Origin of the sequence: Streptomyces sp. NPDC058239, assembly GCF_042882185.1 — a bacterium.
Taxonomy (GTDB): domain Bacteria; phylum Actinomycetota; class Actinomycetes; order Streptomycetales; family Streptomycetaceae; genus Streptomyces.
Genome location: NZ_JBHVWS010000064.1, coordinates 30,475 through 48,537, shown reverse-complemented (window position 1 = coordinate 48,537; position 18,063 = coordinate 30,475). Strand labels below are relative to the sequence as shown.

Here is an 18,063-nt window from a genome sequence, read left to right as displayed (position 1 = left end):
GCGTGATGGGCTCTTGCGTCAGAGGTTGACGCCGAAGTCCTGCGCGATGCCGCGCAGGCCCGAGGCGTAACCCTGGCCGACCGCGCGGAACTTCCACTCCGCGCCGTTGCGGTAGAGCTCGCCGAAGACCATGGCGGTCTCGGTGGCGGCGTCCTCGCTCAGGTCGTAACGGGCGATCTCCGTGCCGCCGGCCTGGTTGATGATGCGGATGAACGCGTTGCGAACCTGGCCGAAGTTCTGGCTGCGGGTCTCGGCGTCGTAGATCGAGACCGGGAAGACGATCTTGTCGACGTCGGCGGGCAGGCCCGCCAGGTTGACGTTGATCTGCTCGTCGTCGCCCTCGCCCTGGCCCGTGACGTTGTCACCGGTGTGAACGATGGTCTGGTCCGGCGTCGACTTGTTGTTGAAGAAGACGAAGTGGCCGTCGGAGACGACCTTGCCGCCCGGGTTGACCGCGATCGCCGAGGCGTCGAGGTCGAAGTCGGTGCCGGTGGTGGTGCGGACGTCCCAGCCGAGGCCGACCGTGACGGCGGTCAGGCCCGGGGCCTCCTTGGTGAGCGAGACGTTGCCGCCCTTGGACAGGCTTACAGCCATGGGAAGTCCCTTTCATCGTCGATTGCGGGCTTCATGTCATCACGAAGCTACCGTCACAGGTCATAACGTGGGCGAGGGACCAGGAGGTTCCTGCTCCCTTTACTTTCTTTACCGAAGTCCCCCGGTCGGCCCGACGGCCCGCACGGGCCGTACGGCAAAAGAAGGTGACGAACGCCCTGTGGGCCGGGGAACATGGGTGCCATGTCCGGGCCCTATGTCATCCGCGGTTCGGTCTCCCTGCCGGAGGCCGAGCTCATGTGGCGTTTCTCGCGGTCCTCCGGGCCCGGCGGGCAGCACGTCAACACCAGCGACTCCCAGGTGGAGCTCCGCTTCGACCTCGCGGCGACCGAGTCGCTTCCCGAGGTGTGGAAGGAGCGGGCGCTCCAGCGTCTGGAGAGCAGGCTCGTGGGCGGGGTGATCGCGGTACGGGCGTCCGAGCACCGCTCCCAGTGGCGCAATCGCGAGACGGCTCTCGTGCGGCTCGCGTCCCTGTTGGCCGAGGCCACGGCGCCGCCCCCCAGGCCACGCCGCAAGACCAGGATTCCGCGCGGCATCAACGAACGCCGCCTGCGGGAGAAGAAGCAGCGCGGCGAGACGAAGCGCGGCCGCTCCGGCCGCGACTGGTAGCCGCGCCCGCGCGACGCCCCCCGCGTGACCGTACGACCGCCGCCGCCGCGCCCGCGCGACGCCCCCGCGGGACCGTACGACCGCCGCCGCCGCGCCCCGTACGACGGGCCGCGCCCGCGCGACGTAGGCCCCGTTCGCCTCGGCCGCGCGATGCCGCCCCCCTCACCCCAGCTGCCGGTAGCGCCCCCGGAAGTACGTCAGCGGCGATCCGTCCCCGCTCGGCAGGGCCGCGCTCAGCACCCGGCCGATCACCAGCGTGTGGTCGCCCGCCAGGACCCGCTGCTCGGTGCGGCACTCCAGCGTGGCCAGTGCGCCTCCGACCAGGGGCGCATGGCTGATCTCTCCCCTTGTATAAGGGATGTCCTCGAACAGCAGCCGGTCGCTGATCCGGCCCTTCATCGCGAACCGGCCGGCGATGTGCCGCTGGCTCTCGGTGAGCACGGAGACCGCCCACAGCGGCTGCTCCGACAGCAGATCGTCCATCCGTGAGTCGTTGCGCAGGCTGACCATCACAAGTGGCGGGTCCAGCGACACCGACATGAAGGCGGTCGCCGTCATCCCGACGTCCTCACCGTGCCCGTTCTCGTCGAGCGGCGGCTCCTCGGCGGTGATCAGCACGACTCCGGCGGCCAGCCGGGCGAGGGCGCCTCGGAACTCATCGTTGCTCACCCCCTCAGCATGGGGGATGGGCTCGGAACGCGGGGTGGGGGGCTTCGTCTGCAGCACACCGGGCACGCTAGCCGCGCACGGTGTGCCGTCGCATCGGGCCAGGGGACCAGCCTGGTCCTAGGACCCGCGGTCCAGGGCGGCGACGGCCCGGCATTGCAACGTACGGATTTGCGTTCAAGAAAAGGATGGACCGCATCCGCGCGGCTCTCCGGCCCCTTCATCATCTGTTGTGACTTGAGTCACAGAGTGCAATATTTGCTGACCCTGTGTACCGACTGCACAGCTCACTGTGATTCAGTGGCCGTGACACTGAAGCCAGTACGTCGATATGAAACCTGGAGTGCTGTCGAGGTCTCGGGGAGTGCGAGCAATGGAGGCCGAGTCGGAGCCGTACGTCCGTCTTGCGACGATGCGGCAGCTGCACCAGGCCGTGGCCGATCTCAATACGGCGCGGAGCCTGGCCGACACACTGCAGACCGTGGCCGACGGAATCGTCGCCGGTCTCGGTTACGAGCTGGCCTGCGTGAACCTGGTCCGCCCCGACGGTGATCTCGTCGTCGCCGCCTTCGCCGGCAACAGCGCCGCAGAAGCCCTGATCACCGGCCGCGTCGGCTCGCGCGCCTCCTGGGAGCGCAGGCTCTCGATGGGTGAGGGCTGGGACGAGCTCCGCTTCATACCGCACACCGACGGCTGGGTCCTCCTCGACGACGACGTACCGCAGTGGCACACCGATGGCCCCGAGCCCCGCTTCGAGGACGAATGGCACCCCCAGGACCGGCTCTACGCCCCGATGTACGCGTCCGGCGGCGGCCTCGATCTCCTGGGCGTCATTTCCGTCGACCGCCCGCGCAACGGCCGCCGCCCCGGCGCCTGGGGCCGTGAGGCGCTCCAGATGTACGCATCACAGGCAGCCATTGCGATCAGCAACGCCCGGCTGAGAGCAAACATGCAGCGCGCCCTGGTCCGTCTGGAGCGCGAACAGCAGGCGCTGCGGGCGAGTGAGGAATCCTTCCGGCAGGCCTTCGAGTACGCGCCCAGCGGCATGGCCATCGCCGAGATGGGCGGCGACCAGCACGGCCGGCTGCTGCGCACCAACGACGCCCTGTGCCGGCTGCTCGGCCGCCCCGCGTCCGTCCTGCGCCGCTACTCCTTCGCCGACCTCGTCCACCCCGAGGACATCGGCACCCTGCTGCGCACCTCCGCCGAGGGCGGCCGCGCCGAGCTGCGGCTCGGGCGGCGGGACGGCACCTACCTCTGGGTCTCGCTGCGCAACTCCGTCGTCGCCGACACCACGGACGGCCCGCGCTTCCTGCTCACCCATGTCGAGGACATAGAGGAGCGCAAGCGCCACGAGCTGCATCTCGCGCACCGCGCCTCGCACGATGCGCTCACCGGTCTGCCCAACAGTGCCGAACTGCGCTCCCGGCTCAGCTCCCGGCTCTGCGAGCGCCCGCATTCGGTGGCCTCCACCGCGGTGGAGGCGCTGGACGCGGCCTACGGCGACGTCGAGGATCCGGACGCGCGGACGCACGGCTACGACGTGGACTCGGTGCCCGGCGGCCCGTACGACCACCATGTGCATTCCGTCGCACCCGACACCGAGAACGACGACGGGGCGAAGGGCCTCGCGGTCCTCTTCTGCGACCTCGACGGTTTCAAGTCGATCAACGACCGCTTCGGCCACCACACCGGTGACGCGGTACTGATCGAGGTCGCCCGCCGTCTCACCACCTGTGTCCGTGACGGCGACACCGTCGCCCGGCTCGGGGGTGACGAATTCGTCGTTCTCGCCGACGGACTCGGCGCCGCAGATGCCGCGGACCTGGCCGTACGCCTCCGTAACGCCATTATTCCGCCCATTCGGGTTGACGGCCGGGCGGTGCGCGTCGGGGCGAGTTTCGGCATCGGCTGGGCGGCCTGCGGCATGACCGCCGAAGAGGTACTGCGCTCCGCCGACCAGCGGATGTACGTGGAGAAGCGGTCCCGGGCGAAGGTTCACCGCAGGGCCGGCTGACGTTCACGACGGCGCTGTTCCCGCATCCCGTCGCGGTTCCAGGACGTGCGGCGGCAATTCTTGGTGCGGTCCGTTCGGGGTAGGCTCGGCCGGTCGGCCACGGCTGGCGAAATTCGGCGACGGCTGGCGACATGGTGAGGAGTGACCCAGGGATGACGGCCGGGAACAACGGCGCAAGCAAGCCCGAGGACGACGATCCGTTCGGCTACCTGTACGAGGACGGACAGGCAGCAGGCGCCCAGCCGCCACGGCAGGGCGGTTACGGCTACCCGGGTCCGGCGGCCCCGCAGCCCGGCGTGCCCCGGACCTCGTACAACCAGGTGCGGACAGTCGGCGAGCGTCAGTACGGGCAGCAGGTGCCGCAGCAGCCGTACGGCCAGCCGAACGCGCAGTACGCCGCCCCGGAGACGTACCCCGGCGGCGCTCCCACCGCGCATGTCCCGCAGCAGGGCGGCCGCGGCCGCTCCGGCGGCCCCGGTAAGGGCGGCCCGAACACCAAGGGCCTGCTGATCGGCGCCGTCGCGGTGGTCCTGGTCGTGCTCATCGGCATCGGCGCCGCGCTGCTCGCGGACGCCGGCAAGAAGGACAAGAAGGAGGAGGCCACCACCTCTGCCGGACCCGGCAGCCAGGTCGAGGAGTCCCCGAAGCCCAAGGAGTCCGCGAGCTCCGAGGCCCCGGTCGAGCTCCCCGAGCAGGACGCGGCGACGCTGAAGCTCGGCGGCACGGCCCAGCTGGACAACACCACCAAGGGTGCCAAGAGCGCCAACGGCCAGTACATCAACCTCAACGAGGTCGGCAGGTCGGCAACCTGGTCGGTCGAGGTGCCGAAGGCCGGTGCGTACACGCTGTTCGTGACGTACGGCGTACCGGGCAAGGACGCCAAGATGTCCCTCACGGTCAACTCCGAGGCCCCCCGCGGCATCAACATGGAGAACTACGCGCACGCGCCGGAGGGTGACCTGGAGAAGGGCTGGACGACCACGTTCGCCTGGCTCAACCTCACCAAGGGTGCGAACACCCTGATGATCTCCTGCAACGAGGGCGATCAGTGTGATGCCAACCTGGACCAGCTGTCGCTGAAGGCCGGTCACGTGAAGCGCCGCTGACCCGTACGTGAGCGGTCCGGCCCCCACACCCGAAGGTGTGGGGGCCGGACCGCTTTTGCGTGCGGGCCGTCAGCCCATCAGGCTCAGGAACCCCGCCACCGTCGCGGCCATCGCCTCGCGGCCCGGTGCGATGTACTTGCGCGGGTCCACGCCCGTGGTGTTCTCGGCCAGGTAGGCCCGCACCGCGCCGGTGAACGCCGTGTTCAGCGCCGTACCCACGTTGATCTTGACCATGCCGGAGGAGGCGACGGCCTGGCGGATCTCGTCGTCCGGGACACCGCTGGAGCCGTGCAGCACCAGCGGGACCGGGACCGCGTCGCGCAGCCGGCCGATCAGGCCGTGGTCCAGGGCGGCGGTGCGCTCGGTCATGGCGTGCGAGGAGCCGACCGCGACGGCCAGGGCGTCCACCCCGGTGTCGCGGACGTACGCGGCGGCCTCGGCCGGGTCGGTACGGACGCCGGGGGCGTGGGCGTCGAGCGGGGCCTCGCCTTCCTTGCCGCCGACCTTGCCGAGCTCGGCCTCGATCCAGATGCCGCGCTCATGACCCCACGCCACCGCCTCGGCCGTGGCCCGCACGTTCTCCTCGTACGGCAGCTTGGAGGCGTCGAACATCACCGAGCCGAAGCCCTCCGTGTGCGCCTGGTGCAGCAGCTCCACGGACTCGACATGGTCGAGGTGGAGCGCGAGGGGGGCGCCGGAGGTGCGGGCTACGGAGGCGGCCGCGGCTGCGATGGCGCAGAGCCGCCCGCCGTGGAACTTCACGGCGTTCTCGGAGATCTGCAGGATGGCGGGCGCTCCGGCCCGCTCCGCTCCGGCCGCGATGGCCTCCGCGTGCTCCAGCGTGATGACATTGAAGGCGGCGATCCCGCGTCCCTCGGCCTGGGCGGCGGAGACGAGTTCACCGGTGCTGACGAGCGGCATGCTGACCTCTTGCTACTTCTTCGAACCAGCTGAACGCGGGTCCGGGACGGGCGCGGCCTCAGGCCGCCGTTGTGTGTTCCTCGATGCCGACGCGCGGCAGCAGCTCCTCGTACGCCGCGCGGTCGAAGTCACCGGCCGTCGGGGAGAGCACGGTCGCCGTCGACAGTGCCACCGCCCGCCGCAGCCGGTCCGGCCAGCTCAGGCCCTCGACGAGGCCGGACAGCAGCCCGGCCACCGCGGAGTCGCCCGCACCGGTCGGATTGCCCAGGACCTTGGCCGGCGGGGACGCCTGCCAGACGCCGTCGGGGGTGACCGCCAGCATGCCGTCCGGGCCCAGTGACGCGACGACCCCGTGCGCACCGCGGCGGCGGGCGTCGCGTGTGGCGCGCAGCGGCTCGCGGGAGCCGGTGAGCTGGGCGAGTTCGTCGGCGTTGGGCTTGATCAGGTCGGGGCGGGCGGCGATGCCTCGGCGCAGCGGTTCGCCGCTGGTGTCCAGGAGTACGGGGACACCGGCGGTGCGGGCCAGGCGGACCAGTTCGGCGTAGGCGCCGACGTGGATGCCGGGCGGCAGGCTGCCGCAGAGGGCGACGGCGTCGGCCCCGGTGAGGAGCTCCTCGTACCGGCCGAGGAGGGCGGTCCATTCGTCGGCGGTGACGAGCGGACCGGGTTCGTTGAGCTGGGTGGTGTCGCCGGTGGCCCGGTCGACGACGGCGATCGTGCGACGGGTGTTCCCGGCGACGGTGACGAGGGCGTCGGTGATCGGCGCGGCGGTGGGCGTGGCACCGTCTTCGGTCCTGGTGTCCGCGTTCCGCGGCGGCAGGCCGACGGCCAGCAGTTCGCGCAGCACGGCTCCGGTGGGGCCTCCGGCGAAGCCGGTGACTGCGGTTTCGTGGCCGAGGGCGGAGAGCACCCGGGCCACGTTGAGGCCCTTGCCGCCGGGCCGCTCGGACATGTCGCTGACGCGGTGACTGGCGTGCGGGACGAGCTCCGGGACGCCGTACGTCAGGTCGAGTGCCGTATTCAGTGTGACCGTGAGGATCACCGCGGCCGCTCCCTCGATCCCTGCTCTGGAGCGCGAATCCTTGGACGGAATGCGCTTTCTCTGCCTGTTTCCCAGGCGATCATGTCAAAGAGGCGGCGGTCGGCCCAGACCTCCGGACCAACCGCCGTCTCTTCGTTACGTATTCGACCCGCCGTCAATAACGGGTCAAATCAACCGATCTGGGGGTCGACGATCCATTCGCCCTTGCGCATGACGCCCTTGAGCGCGAAGTCCGCGTCCAGGATCACCAGGTCCGCGTCCTTGCCCGGGTCCAGCGAGCCGACCTTGTCGTACACGCCGAGCAGCCGTGCCGGGTTGGCCGAGATGGACTGCACGACATCGCCGACCGGGATCCTGTCGATGGTCACGGCCCGGTGGAACGCGGTGTCCAGGGTGAGTGTGGAGCCCGCGATCGAATTGCCCTCGACCAGCCGCGCGACGCCGTCCTTGACCTCGACCGCGAGCGGGCCGAGCTGGTACCGGCCGTCGCCGAAGCCGGCCGCGTCCATGGCGTCGGTGATCAGCGCGACGCGGTGGGCGCCGGCGTGGTGGTAGGCCAGCTCCAGGGCGGCGGGGTGCAGATGTGTACCGTCGTTGATCAGCTCGACGGTGATCCGCTCGTCCTCCAGCAGGGCCGCGATCGGGCCGGGCTCGCGGTGGGCGAGCGGCGGCATGGCGTTGAACAGGTGCGTGGCGACGGTGGCGCCCGCGTCGATCGCCTCGACGGTCTGCTCGTACGTCGCGTCGGTGTGCCCGATCGCGGCGATCACCCCGTGCTCGGCGAGCAGCCGCACCGACTCGATGCCGCCCGGGAGTTCGGTGGCGAGCGTGAACATCTTCGCGGTGCCGCGCGCCGCGTCCATCAGCTTGCGGACTTCGGCCGGGTCCGGGTGGCGCAGCAGATCCTCGCTGTGCGCGCCCTTGCGGCACGGCGAGATGAACGGCCCTTCGAAGTGGATACCGGCCAGGTCGCCCTGCTCGACCAGCTCGGACAGGACACCGGCCCGCTGGGTGAGGAAGTCCATCTCCCCGGTGACGGTGGAGGCGACCAGCGTGGTGGTGCCGTGCTCGCGGTGGGTGCGGATACCGGTGAGGACCTCGTCCACGGTGCCGGAGGTGAAGGATGCGCCGCCGCCGCCGTGGTTGTGCATGTCGACGAAGCCCGGGACCACCCAGTGGCCGCTCAGGTCGACGGTCCGGGCGCCCTCCGCCGCACTGCCGACGATCCGGGTGCCCTCGACGATCACCCGGCCGTCCTCGACGGTCCCGGCGGGAAGCACCACCCGGGCACCTGCGAGAACTGTGCTGTCTGCGCGTCCGGCCATCAGGCGGATACCTCCGTGGAGAGAAGATCCCAGGCGAGCAGCCCTGCGCCCAGGCATCCGGCGGTGTCCCCGAGGGCCGCCGGGACGATGTGGGGCAGCTTCTGGAACGTGACACGTTCCTCGACGGCCGCACGGAGTGGTGTGAACAAGGTTTCCCCGGCCTCGGCGAGACCGCCACCGATGATGAGCGTGCTGGGGTCGAGCAGCGTCAGCGCGGTGACCAGCCCGGCGGCGAGCGCGTCGACCGCGTTGCGCCAGACCTCCACGGCCGCCGGGTCGCCCGACTCCACGGCCTTCGCGCAATCCGCGGCGTCCGCCGTCGGATCGCCGGACGCCGTGGCCCAGGCCCGGGTCACCGCGGAGGCGGACGCCAGGGTCTCCAGGCAGCCGCGCTGGCCGCAGCCGCAGTCCGGGCCGTCCGGCCGGACCACGATGTGGCCGATCTCGCCCGCGTACCCGTGCGCGCCGGACTCGATGGTGCCCGCGATGCCGATGGCCCCGGCGATGCCGGTGCCCAGCGGCACGAAGAGGAAGCGGTCGGCGCCCTTGCCCGCGCCGATCCGGCCCTCGGCGAGTCCGCCGGTGCGCACATCGTGGCCGAGCGCGACGGGGACACCGCCGAGCCGCTCGCCGAGCAGTTCCCGCATGGGTACGTCGCGCCAGCCCAGGTTCGAGGCGTAGACCGCGATCCCGTTCTCGGCGTCGACGATGCCGGGCACGGCGACACCGGCCGCGACAGCGCTTTCGCCGAGGTGCTGCTCGCCGTACGCCCGCAGGTCCGCGGCGAAGGTGAGGATCGACTCCACGACGGCGTCGGGACCGCGTTCTCTGCCGGTCGCCCGCCGAGCCTCGTACAGCAGGGCGCCGTCGGCCCCGACCAGTGCGGCCTTCATTCCGGTGCCGCCCACATCGAGGGCGATGACGTGTTTCACGGGAAACAGTTTCGCCCGACGAACCCCAAAAGGTCTAGTCCACTATCGTGGTTTGTTGCGCCTCCATACAAAATCGCGCCCGCGACCCCGCAGCAGTGGACCCGGACAGCGGGCTCAGGACGAAAGGATCACGCTGCGCGAGAGATTGCGCGGGTGGTCCGGGTCGTACCCCTTCGACTCCGCGAGCTCGACGGCCAGCCGCTGCGCGCGGATCAGATCCGCCATCGGGTCAGCGGTGGCATGCGCGACCAGCGTGCCGCCCACCTGCGCCACATCGCCGGCGAGCCCCTCCGGCAGCGGGCCGAACACCCACGCCACGCGGTGCGGTCCGGTGATCGAGATCGGGCCGTGCCGGTACTCCATCGCCGGGTACGACTCCGTCCAGGCACCCGCCGCCTCACGCATCTTCAGCCCGGCCTCCTGGGCCAGGCCGTACGTCCAGCCGCGCCCCAGGAACGTCCACTGCTCGGCCGAGACCACCGCCTCGTCCAGCGGCTCCGTCACCGCGAGCTCCGCGTCGACCGCCGCAGCGGCGACCGTCTTCACCCCGGCCGGAAGCGGACCCGACGCCTCCAGGCCGGCCCGCAGAAAGGCCAGCGCGGTGGTGGCGAAACGGGTCTGGACGACCGACTCCTCGTCCGCCCAGTCCAGTACGGCCACCGCGTCGGCGGCGTCCATGACCGGCGTCCTCGGGTCGGCGGTCAGCGCGACGGTGGTGACCTTGCCGCGCAGCTCGCCGAGGAGCTCCAGCACCTCGGTCGTCGTACCGGAGCGGGTGATCGCCACCACCCGGTCGTAGGGACGCCCGGACGGGAACTCCGACGAGGGATACGCGTCCGTCTCGCCCTGACCGGCCGCCTCGCGCAGCGCCGCGTACGCGATCGCCATGAACCAGGAGGTGCCGCACCCGGTGACGGCGACCCGCTCACCCGGCCGCGGCAGCCCGTCGAACACCGCCCCCGCCTCTGCGGCACGCCGCCAGCAGTCGGGCTGGGTGGCAATTTCTGATGCGGTACGGGACATGCTGGACGGCTCCTTGCGGCGTGGAACGGTAACGATGCGGGCGGTGCGGTACAGCAGCGGAGTAAAGGTCCGGACCATGAACGGCCTTGCGCCGAAACCTACTTAGCAGTCGGCGCAGGTCAAGGGCAATGGCCTCGGGCGTCAACCGGACACGGGTCCGGGTACGTTGCCAAAGCGATACACCGGTGGTGTAGACCTTCGACGATCGCTCGGGGGAGGATCGCAGCTCATCCGGAGGCCCCCACGAGGACGTGGCCGGCGCGGATGACGCAAATGGACGAGGACGGACTGGGCTGTGCGGCGGCGTTACTTGGGACTGACGGCGGCTGTGGTCGCACTGGGATTGACGGCAACGTTGTCGGGATGCGGCGGCAGCGACAGCGGATCGGGGGATGTCACCCTCAAGCTCGTCGCGGCGGACTACGGCAACAGCGCGGCCAACAGCTCCAAGAAGTACTGGGCCGGGCTCGTGAAGGGCTTCGAGGCGTCCCATCCCGGCATCAAGGTCGATGTCAGCGTCTATTCGTGGAAGGACGTCGACCGCGAGGTCGCCGAGATGGTGAAGAAGGGTCAGGCCCCCGACATCGCCCAGATCGGCGCGTACGCCGACTACGCCAAGGCCGGCAAGCTCTACCGGACCGACGAGATGCTGAGCATCCCCACCCAGGCCAACTTCCTGCCGCGCCTCGCCGACGCGGGCAGCGTGGACCAGAACCAGTACGGACTGCCGTTCGTCGCCAGCACCCGACTGCTCTTCTACAACAAGAAGTCCTTCGCACAGGCGGGCCTCGATGCCCCGCAGACCTGGGACGACATACGCAACGACTCGGCGGTGCTCAAGCAGCGCGGTGTGACGTACCCGATCGCGCTGCCGCTCGGTCCGGAGGAGTCCCAGGCCGAGACCATGATGTGGCTGCTCAGCGGGGGCGGCGGCTACATCGACGACGTCGGCTCGTACGAGATCGACTCGGCCGAGAACGTCAAGACGTTCGACTGGCTGAAGACGAACCTGGTCGACAAGGGCCTCGTGGGCCCCGTCGCCCCCGGCAAGCTCGACCGGGGCAAGGCGTTCGACGCGTTCACGCGCGGCGAGGTCGGCATGCTGAACGGGCACCCGACGCTGATGCAGGAGGCCGAGAAGAAGGGCGTCTCCGTCGGCATGGTGCCGTTGCCCGGCATCGGCGGCCCCACGGAGGGGTCGATGGGCGTCGCCGACTGGATCATGGGCTTCAAGCAGCGCGGCCACCGTGTGGAGACGGGCAAGTTCTTCGACTACGTGTTCACCGACAAGAACGTCATCGACTTCGCCGACGAGTACGGCCTGCTGCCGGTCACCGACAGCGCTTCCGCGGCGATGGAGTCCGATCCCAAGTACAAGCCGCTGTGGAAGTTCCTGGCCGCGCTGCCGAACTCGGAGTTCTACCCGTTCGGCAAGACGTCCTGGGCGCGTGCCAGCGAGTCGATCAAGGAGAACATCGGCGACGCGGTCGCGCCGAACGCGAGCCCCGAGAACGTGCTGGGGAAGATCGCACAGGACGCGAGGGCGGCGGAGGACGCGGAGTAACGGGCGGCGGCTCTCCGTCCGGGCGATATGTTGGCTGATATGAGCGCCCCCCCGAATGGCCCCGACGACACGGACGGCCCCGTCGGCCTCTCCGCCAGGGACCGTGCCGTGCTCGCCGTCGAACGGCAGTCGTGGGCCGGGCCCGGGGCGAAGGAGCGCGCGATCCGCGAACAGCTCGGCATCTCGCCCACGCGCTACTACCAGCTGCTGAACGCGCTTCTCGACGACCGCCGCGCGCTGGAGGAGGACCCGGTGACGGTGAACCGCCTGCGCCGGGTCCGCGACGCGAAACGGGGGCGTCGCTGACCGGCACCCGCTCGGCGGGAGACGGTGATCATGACGCCGCCCGTATGCCACGTCGCCCATGGCTGTGCCCGGCGGTACGCCTATAGGCTCGGCCCCATGGGCAGCAATCCGCACGTACCCGTGCCGAGCGAGATCCCGTCCGAGCTCCCGACCCCCACCACCCCACCCGGCCGAGAAGCCCTGGCCGCGATCCTCGCGCGCCCGGACCGTGCCGTCGTCGCGCTCGATTTCGACGGGACCCTCGCCGACATCGTCCCGGACCCGGAACAGGCCCGCGCCCACCCCGGCGCCGTCGACGCGCTCGTCGCGCTCGCCCCGAAAGTGGCCTCCATCGCCGTGATCACCGGCCGCCCGGCCGGCGTCGCGGTCCGGCACGGCGGCTTCGCCGGAGTACCGGGACTCGACCATCTCGTCGTCCTCGGCCACTACGGAGCCGAACGCTGGGACGCCGTCTCCGGCACCGTCCACGCCCCCGCCCCGCACCCCGGCGTGGCTGCGGTCCGCGCCGAACTCCCGGGCGTGCTCGACCGGTTCGATTCGTGGCACGGAACCTGGATCGAGGAGAAGGGCCAGGCGCTCGCCGTCCACACCCGCCGCGCCGTCGACCCGCAGGCCGCGTTCGAGGTCCTGCGCGGCCCCCTCGGCGAGCTCGCCGCCCGGCACGGGCTGATCGTCGAACCGGGTCGCCTGGTCCTGGAATTGCGCCCGCCGGGCACGGACAAGGGCGTGGCGCTCACGCAGTACGTAGGGGAATTGGACGCCGAGTCCGTTCTGTACGCGGGTGACGACCTGGGTGACCTAGCGGCGTACGCCGCCGTGGAGAAGCTCCGCACCGAGGGCCCCGACGGCATCCCGGGACTGCTGGTCTGCAGCGGCAGCGCGGAGGTGCCCGAACTGGCCGAGCGGGCCGATCTGCTGCTGAACGGCCCGGGAGCCGTCGTCGGCTTCCTGGCAGCCCTGGCGCGACAGCTCTAGCCCGCGCCGGCTCACTCCCGCCGCAGCGCGTCCAGCTGGTCCAGGAACCACTGCTGCGGCGGCAGCGCCACCGCCGCCGCGGCCAGCCGCTCCGTGCGCGCGGCCCGTTCGTCGTCCGCCATCGTCAGAGCCTCGTGCAGCGCCGCCGCCGTCGCGGACACGTCGTACGGGTTCACCACGACCGCGTCGCTGCCCAGCTCCTCGTACGCCCCCGCCTCCCGCGACAGCACCAGCGCGCAGCCGTGGTCGGAGACGACCGGGATCTCCTTGGCGACCAGGTTCATGCCGTCGCGGATCGGGTTGACGAGCGCCACGTCGGCCAGCCGGTACGCGGCGAGCGAGCGGGCGAAGTCGTCCTTGACGTGGAGCACGACCGGCGTCCACCCCGCCGTGCCGTACACGGCGTTGATCTCGTCGGCGACCCGCTGCACCTCGGCCGTGTAGTCGCGGTACACCGCCAGGTCCTGCCGAGAGGGGTATGCGAAGGCGACATGGACGACGCGCTCACGCCATTGCGGCCGCTCTTCCAGGAGCGCGCGGTACGCGAGCAGGCCGCGCACGATGTTCTTGGACAGTTCCGTCCGGTCCACTCGTACGATCGTCCTCCGCCCCGGGCCGACCTGCTCCCGCAGCGCCGCCATCCGCTCGTCCACGTCCGCCTCGTGCGCGCGTGCGCGCAGGAAGTCCGCGTCCGCGCCGAGCCCGTGCACCCCGATCCTGGTCCGGCCGGTGCCGCCCAGGATCTCCGTACAGCAGCCGATGAACGCATCCGCCCAGCGCCGGGTCAGGAAGGCCGCCCGGTCCGCGCCCAGGATGCCGTGCAGCAGCTGCTCGGCGATGTCGTCGGGGAGCAGACGGAAGTAGTCGACGGGCGCCCACGGGGTGTGCGAGAAGTGGCCGATCCGCAGGTCGGGGCGGAGTTCGCGGAGCATGCCGGGCACCAGCGCCAGGTGGTAGTCCTGCACCAGCACCGCCGCACCCCGGCCCGCCTCCTCGGCGAGCGCCTCGGCGAAGGCCCGGTTGTACGTCTCGAACGACGCCCACTGCCGCCGGAACTCCGCGTCGAAGACCGGCTCCAGCGGCGTCTGGTACAGCATGTGGTGGACGAACCAGAGCACCGAGTTCGCAATGCCGTTGTACGCGTCCGCGTGGACGGCCGCGTCGATGTCGAGCATCCGTACGCCCTGCTCACCGACCCCGCGCCGGACCGCCTCCCGGTCCCCGTCACCGAGCGCGGCGCACACCCACAGTTTGTCCTTGACGGCGCTCAGCCCGGAGACGAGCCCGCCGCCGCCGCGCTTCGCGTCGAGTGATCCGTCCGTGGCGAGGGTGTACGACACCGGGCCGCGGTTGGACGCAACGAGGACTTGGGCAGCGGGCTGGGCTTCGTGCTCGGAGACCATGTTGCGGAATCTAGCCCGATCACGAACCGCCCAAACGTGCGAAGTCAGGCCGCCCGGCGCGAAACGTACTCCTCGATCTCGCGCATCGGGGGCCGCTCCTCGGTGTCCACCGCATGGGTGTGCGGTACGAAGCCGTCCTCGCCACGCTCGAACTGGGTGAGCGAAGGCCGTACCAAGTGACCGCGGGACAGCCGGAGTTGAGCTGTCCGGTAGATCGTCGCCGCCATCCGCCCGAGCGCCTGCCCGTCCTGGTGGCGGTGTTTGCGCACCCCTACGTCGACCTGGGCCAGCGCGTCCAGACCCACCGTGTGCAGCGCATCGACCAGGAGGCCCAGTTCCACTCCGTAGCCGACGGGGAAGGGCAGCCGTTCGAGCAGGGAGCGGCGCACGGCGTACTCCCCGCCCAGCGGCTGAACGAAACCGGCCAGCTGCGGCCAGTGCAGATTGAGCAGCGGACGGGCCACCAGTTCGGTGACGCGACCGCCCTGACCTGCGGTGTCACCGAGGGGGCGGTCGTACATCGCCTTCACGAACTGCACGTTCGGGTCGGTCAGCAGCGGGCCGACGATGCCGGAGACGAAGTCCGCCGAGAAGTCCTTCAGGTCGGCGTCGATGAAGCAGACGATGTCACCGCCGGTCACCAGGAGCGACCGCCACAGCACCTCGCCCTTGCCGGGCACGGCGGGTATCCGGGGGAGTATCTCGTCCCGGTGCACCACCCGGGCGCCGGCCTCCCGGGCCACCTTCGCGGTGGCGTCCGTGGAACCGGAATCGATCACCACGAGTTCGTCGACCAGCTGGACCTTCTCCATCAGCTCGCGCCGGATGGTCGCAACGATCCGGCCGACCGTCGCCTCCTCGTTCAGCGCGGGCAGTACGACGCTCACGCTCCCGCGGCGCGGGTCCCTGGCCTTGGCGGCCAGGACGCGGTCCAGCGGGCGGTCGGCGGCCGACCAGGAACGCCTGGCCAGCCAGCGTTCGACCTCTTCCAGCACGGTCGATACTCCCTGTATGTGATCCATCTCGCGGTTCGGACGACTATCTCAACTGTCCGGTGCTTCGGTTACAGTCTTGAACAACGCGGATGGCCGTCGCATGTCGGGGTCAGTCCGCCAATAAATGCCTGGATCGATGATCCAGTGCCACAGCGCTCATCCAGAGGGACTGAGGGAACGGCCCGTTGAAGTCCCGGCAACCCTCCCGCCGACCGCGAGGTCACGGTGGGGAAGGTGCCAATTCCGTCTTGTGGCGAAATGCGTCGCAAGGAAGATGAGGAGAAAGGGCCTCCGCCATCATGGCCGTGCAGACTGTTGCAGCAAGCACCAATTCTTCCGCCGAAGCTGTCGACCTCGGACCCGCCGCGGCGCTTTCCTGCCGCGAGTGCGGCGAGCGTTTCGAGCTCGGCCCCATTTTCGCCTGCGCGTCCTGTTTCGGGCCGCTCGAAGTGGCGTACGACCTGCCGAGCGGCTCCCCCGACGAGCTGAAGAAGCGCATCGAGGCCGGACCCGACAACATCTGGCGTTACGCGCCGCTGCTGCCGGTCCCCGCCGATGTCGCGGACAAGCCCAACATCAACCCCGGTTTCACCAAGCTGGTCAAGGCCGACAACCTCGCCCGCGAGCTGGGCGTCACCGGCGGCCTGTACGTCAAGGACGACTCCGGAAACCCGACGCACTCCTTCAAGGACCGCGTCGTCGCCATCGCCGTCGAGGCCGCCCGCGCCTTCGGTTTCACCACCCTCTCCTGCTCCTCCACCGGCAACCTCGCCGGTGCGGTGGGCGCCGCCGCCGCCCGCGCCGGCTTCCGCTCCTGCGTGTTCATCCCGCACGACCTGGAGCAGGGCAAGGTCGTCATGGCCGCGGTGTACGGCGGCGAGCTGGTCGGCATCGAGGGCAACTACGACGACGTCAACCGCTTCTGCTCGGAACTCATCGGCGACCCGCTCGGCGAGGGCTGGGGCTTCGTCAACGTCAACCTGCGCCCGTACTACGGCGAGGGCTCCAAGACCCTGGCGTACGAGATCTGCGAGCAGCTCGGCTGGCAGCTGCCCGACCAGATCGTCATCCCGATCGCCTCCGGATCGCAGCTCACGAAGATCGACAAGGGTCTGCAGGAGCTGATCAAGCTCGGTCTCGTCGAGGACAAGCCGTACAAGATCTTCGGCGCCCAGGCCGAGGGCTGCTCCCCGGTCTCCACCGCCTTCAAGGCCGGTCACGACGTCGTGCGGCCCCAGAAGCCGAACACCATCGCCAAGTCCCTGGCGATCGGCAACCCGGCCGACGGCCCGTACGTCCTGGACATCGCCCGCCGCACCGGCGGCGCGGTCGAGGATGTCGACGACGAGCAGGTCGTCGACGCGATCAAGCTGCTGGCGCGCACCGAGGGCATCTTCGCGGAGACGGCAGGCGGGGTGACGGTCGGCGTGACGAAGAAGCTCATCGAGGCCGGTCTGCTCGACCCGGCGCTGACCACCGTCGTCCTCAACACCGGTGACGGCCTCAAGACGCTGGACGCGGTGGCCGCCACCTCGCAGGCGACCGCGACGATCCGCCCGAGCCTGGACGCGTTCCGCGCCGCCGGCCTCGCCGCCAGCTGACCACCCGAGACCGAAGAAAGGCACCCCTCATGAGCGTCAAGGTCCGCATCCCCACCATCCTTCGCACCTACACGGGCGGCCAGGCCGAGGTCCCGGCCGAGGGCTCGACCCTCTCCCAGGTCATCGAGTCCCTGGAGCAGAACCACCCGGGCATCGCCGCCCGCGTCCTGGACGACCAGGGCAAGCTGCGCCGCTTCGTGAACGTGTACGTCAACGACGACGACGTGCGCTTCGAGGGCGGCCTGGAGACGGCGACGCCGGACGGCGCGGGCATCTCGATCATCCCGGCAGTCGCAGGCGGCTGCTGACCGTCCGTCCGACTTCACAGCGTTATCTGTATTGCCCCCTCCGCGAGAGAAGCGGAGGGGGCAATTCTGCATGGTTGAGCGCGGTACAGTGTGGGAAGTCCCCCCAGCTGCCCGTGCCGCCCGCATATGAGAATGCGCCCGGCCGCGACAAGAAGCAGCCAAAGTGTTGGATCTCCTTGCGCCATAAGTCGCCTTTGCCTGGCCCGACTTGCCCTGGAATCTTATGAATTCCTCATATTAGGGCGTTCGGTGCTGCCCAGAATTCTCGTCCGATTGACCTGTTGCAGAGGGCAGTTGGGCAGATACATTCGGCCGCGGTCGACGCGTTCCGGCGCACGCACCCTCTCCTGTCGGGGGGTGAGTTCTGACCCGGGTCCGCGAAGTGCGGTCCTGTGCAAGGGCCAGTAATAGGGGAGTTAGGCATGGCTCAGGGCACCGTCAAGTGGTTCAACGCGGAGAAGGGGTACGGCTTCATCGCGGTCGACGGTGGTGCGGATGTTTTCGTCCACTACAGCGCGATCCAGATGGACGGGTACCGCACCCTCGAAGAGGGTCAGCGAGTTGAATTCGAGATCTCGCAGGGCCAGAAGGGGCCGCAGGCGGACATGGTCAAGCTCGCCGTCGGCTGAGCTCGACGCGGTCGGCCAACGACACTACT

The 18,063-nt window shown here is 70.2% G+C and carries 18 protein-coding genes and 1 riboswitch; of the genes, 9 read left to right on the top strand and 9 right to left on the bottom strand.

Annotated elements, in window-relative coordinates; all coding sequences use genetic code 11:
* Positions 1-18 precede the first annotated feature (18 nt).
* Positions 19-594 carry a TerD family protein gene (locus ACFVYE_RS40645; RefSeq protein WP_382946185.1) on the bottom strand — a complete coding sequence of 192 codons (576 nt, stop codon included), beginning with the start codon at positions 592-594 and terminating at the stop codon, positions 19-21.
* Positions 595-786: 192 nt separating this feature from the next.
* On the opposite strand from ACFVYE_RS40645, the gene arfB reads away from it, so the two are divergent.
* On the top strand, positions 787-1,221 hold the full coding sequence (gene arfB, locus ACFVYE_RS40640; protein ID WP_072487942.1) for an alternative ribosome rescue aminoacyl-tRNA hydrolase ArfB: 435 nt from the start codon (positions 787-789) through the stop codon (positions 1,219-1,221).
* A gap of 162 nt (positions 1,222-1,383) precedes the next feature.
* Here the strand turns inward: arfB and ACFVYE_RS40635 are convergent, their stop codons facing one another.
* Complete coding sequence (locus tag ACFVYE_RS40635; protein WP_383969943.1) at positions 1,384-1,890, bottom strand: flavin reductase family protein; 507 nt, start codon at positions 1,888-1,890, stop codon at positions 1,384-1,386.
* A 370-nt stretch (positions 1,891-2,260) separates the two neighbouring features.
* Between ACFVYE_RS40635 and cdgB the strand changes: the two genes are divergently transcribed.
* Together cdgB and ACFVYE_RS40625 are read left to right on the top strand one after the other, a co-directional pair.
* Complete coding sequence (cdgB, locus tag ACFVYE_RS40630) at positions 2,261-3,904, top strand: diguanylate cyclase CdgB (protein WP_383969938.1); 1,644 nt, start codon at positions 2,261-2,263, stop codon at positions 3,902-3,904.
* 152 nt (positions 3,905-4,056) lie between these two features.
* Positions 4,057-5,010: a carbohydrate-binding protein gene (locus tag ACFVYE_RS40625; RefSeq protein ID WP_389608634.1), complete on the top strand. Its 954-nt coding sequence runs from the start codon at positions 4,057-4,059 to the stop codon at positions 5,008-5,010.
* A gap of 69 nt (positions 5,011-5,079) precedes the next feature.
* Here ACFVYE_RS40625 and ACFVYE_RS40620 read toward each other — a convergent pair whose 3' ends face one another.
* From ACFVYE_RS40620 to ACFVYE_RS40600, 5 genes are all read right to left on the bottom strand, one after another.
* Entirely contained in the window at positions 5,080-5,931 is an 852-nt protein-coding gene (locus tag ACFVYE_RS40620) for a ketose-bisphosphate aldolase (protein ID WP_383969932.1), read from the bottom strand.
* Between the two features lie 58 nt (positions 5,932-5,989).
* Positions 5,990-6,973, bottom strand: a complete 984-nt coding sequence (locus ACFVYE_RS40615) for a 1-phosphofructokinase family hexose kinase (RefSeq protein WP_389608633.1) — start codon at positions 6,971-6,973, stop codon at positions 5,990-5,992.
* Between the two features lie 170 nt (positions 6,974-7,143).
* Complete coding sequence (nagA, locus tag ACFVYE_RS40610; protein WP_383969926.1) at positions 7,144-8,298, bottom strand: N-acetylglucosamine-6-phosphate deacetylase; 1,155 nt, start codon at positions 8,296-8,298, stop codon at positions 7,144-7,146.
* Entirely contained in the window at positions 8,298-9,230 is a 933-nt protein-coding gene (locus tag ACFVYE_RS40605; RefSeq protein ID WP_383969923.1) for an ROK family protein, read from the bottom strand. Before ACFVYE_RS40605 ends, nagA begins: the two co-directional genes overlap by 1 nt.
* A gap of 114 nt (positions 9,231-9,344) precedes the next feature.
* Positions 9,345-10,253 (bottom strand): SIS domain-containing protein, encoded by a 909-nt coding sequence (locus tag ACFVYE_RS40600; RefSeq protein ID WP_383969920.1) that lies wholly within the window; start codon positions 10,251-10,253, stop codon positions 9,345-9,347.
* 310 nt (positions 10,254-10,563) lie between these two features.
* Between ACFVYE_RS40600 and ACFVYE_RS40595 the strand changes: the two genes are divergently transcribed.
* From ACFVYE_RS40595 to otsB, 3 genes are all read left to right on the top strand, one after another.
* On the top strand, positions 10,564-11,817 hold the full coding sequence (locus tag ACFVYE_RS40595; protein WP_383969984.1) for an extracellular solute-binding protein: 1,254 nt from the start codon (positions 10,564-10,566) through the stop codon (positions 11,815-11,817).
* A 39-nt stretch (positions 11,818-11,856) separates the two neighbouring features.
* Positions 11,857-12,123: a DUF3263 domain-containing protein gene (locus ACFVYE_RS40590; RefSeq protein ID WP_383969917.1), complete on the top strand. Its 267-nt coding sequence runs from the start codon at positions 11,857-11,859 to the stop codon at positions 12,121-12,123.
* A 96-nt stretch (positions 12,124-12,219) separates the two neighbouring features.
* Positions 12,220-13,098, top strand: a complete 879-nt coding sequence (gene otsB / locus ACFVYE_RS40585) for a trehalose-phosphatase (protein WP_383969914.1) — start codon at positions 12,220-12,222, stop codon at positions 13,096-13,098.
* Between the two features lie 11 nt (positions 13,099-13,109).
* On the opposite strand, the gene ACFVYE_RS40580 is transcribed toward otsB, so the two are convergent.
* Positions 13,110-14,501, bottom strand: coding sequence for a trehalose-6-phosphate synthase (locus tag ACFVYE_RS40580; RefSeq protein WP_383969911.1), 1,392 nt, complete (start codon positions 14,499-14,501; stop codon positions 13,110-13,112).
* A gap of 44 nt (positions 14,502-14,545) precedes the next feature.
* Positions 14,546-15,496 carry a glucosyl-3-phosphoglycerate synthase gene (locus tag ACFVYE_RS40575; protein ID WP_383969981.1) on the bottom strand — a complete coding sequence of 317 codons (951 nt, stop codon included), beginning with the start codon at positions 15,494-15,496 and terminating at the stop codon, positions 14,546-14,548.
* A 153-nt stretch (positions 15,497-15,649) separates the two neighbouring features.
* Positions 15,650-15,777, top strand: a riboswitch (SAM riboswitch).
* Between the two features lie 18 nt (positions 15,778-15,795).
* On the opposite strand from ACFVYE_RS40575, the gene thrC reads away from it, so the two are divergent.
* The 3 genes from thrC to ACFVYE_RS40560 all read left to right on the top strand — a co-directional run bounded on the left by thrC (position 15,796) and on the right by ACFVYE_RS40560 (position 18,034).
* Positions 15,796-17,097: a threonine synthase gene (thrC, locus tag ACFVYE_RS40570; RefSeq protein WP_389608632.1), complete on the top strand. Its 1,302-nt coding sequence runs from the start codon at positions 15,796-15,798 to the stop codon at positions 17,095-17,097.
* Positions 17,098-17,126: 29 nt separating this feature from the next.
* Positions 17,127-17,405 (top strand): MoaD/ThiS family protein, encoded by a 279-nt coding sequence (locus ACFVYE_RS40565; protein ID WP_072487929.1) that lies wholly within the window; start codon positions 17,127-17,129, stop codon positions 17,403-17,405.
* 422 nt (positions 17,406-17,827) lie between these two features.
* Positions 17,828-18,034, top strand: a complete 207-nt coding sequence (locus ACFVYE_RS40560) for a cold-shock protein (protein ID WP_003967346.1) — start codon at positions 17,828-17,830, stop codon at positions 18,032-18,034.
* Positions 18,035-18,063: the final 29 nt, after the last annotated feature.

What these genes read in the sequence shown, in the direction of transcription:
- arfB (WP_072487942.1), top strand. Translation starts at nt 787, where the DNA reads ATGGGTGCCATGTCCGGGCCCTATGTCATCCGCGGTTCGGTCTCCCTG.
- ACFVYE_RS40625 (WP_389608634.1), top strand. Translation starts at nt 4,057, where the DNA reads ATGACGGCCGGGAACAACGGCGCAAGCAAGCCCGAGGACGACGATCCG.
- ACFVYE_RS40590 (WP_383969917.1), top strand. Translation starts at nt 11,857, where the DNA reads ATGAGCGCCCCCCCGAATGGCCCCGACGACACGGACGGCCCCGTCGGC.
- cdgB (WP_383969938.1), top strand. Translation starts at nt 2,261, where the DNA reads ATGGAGGCCGAGTCGGAGCCGTACGTCCGTCTTGCGACGATGCGGCAG.
- ACFVYE_RS40580 (WP_383969911.1), bottom strand. Translation starts at nt 14,501, where the DNA reads ATGGTCTCCGAGCACGAAGCCCAGCCCGCTGCCCAAGTCCTCGTTGCG.
- ACFVYE_RS40600 (WP_383969920.1), bottom strand. Translation starts at nt 10,253, where the DNA reads ATGTCCCGTACCGCATCAGAAATTGCCACCCAGCCCGACTGCTGGCGG.
- nagA (WP_383969926.1), bottom strand. Translation starts at nt 8,298, where the DNA reads ATGGCCGGACGCGCAGACAGCACAGTTCTCGCAGGTGCCCGGGTGGTG.
- ACFVYE_RS40560 (WP_003967346.1), top strand. Translation starts at nt 17,828, where the DNA reads ATGGCTCAGGGCACCGTCAAGTGGTTCAACGCGGAGAAGGGGTACGGC.
- ACFVYE_RS40565 (WP_072487929.1), top strand. Translation starts at nt 17,127, where the DNA reads ATGAGCGTCAAGGTCCGCATCCCCACCATCCTTCGCACCTACACGGGC.
- thrC (WP_389608632.1), top strand. Translation starts at nt 15,796, where the DNA reads ATGGCCGTGCAGACTGTTGCAGCAAGCACCAATTCTTCCGCCGAAGCT.
- ACFVYE_RS40645 (WP_382946185.1), bottom strand. Translation starts at nt 594, where the DNA reads ATGGCTGTAAGCCTGTCCAAGGGCGGCAACGTCTCGCTCACCAAGGAG.
- otsB (WP_383969914.1), top strand. Translation starts at nt 12,220, where the DNA reads ATGGGCAGCAATCCGCACGTACCCGTGCCGAGCGAGATCCCGTCCGAG.
- ACFVYE_RS40620 (WP_383969932.1), bottom strand. Translation starts at nt 5,931, where the DNA reads ATGCCGCTCGTCAGCACCGGTGAACTCGTCTCCGCCGCCCAGGCCGAG.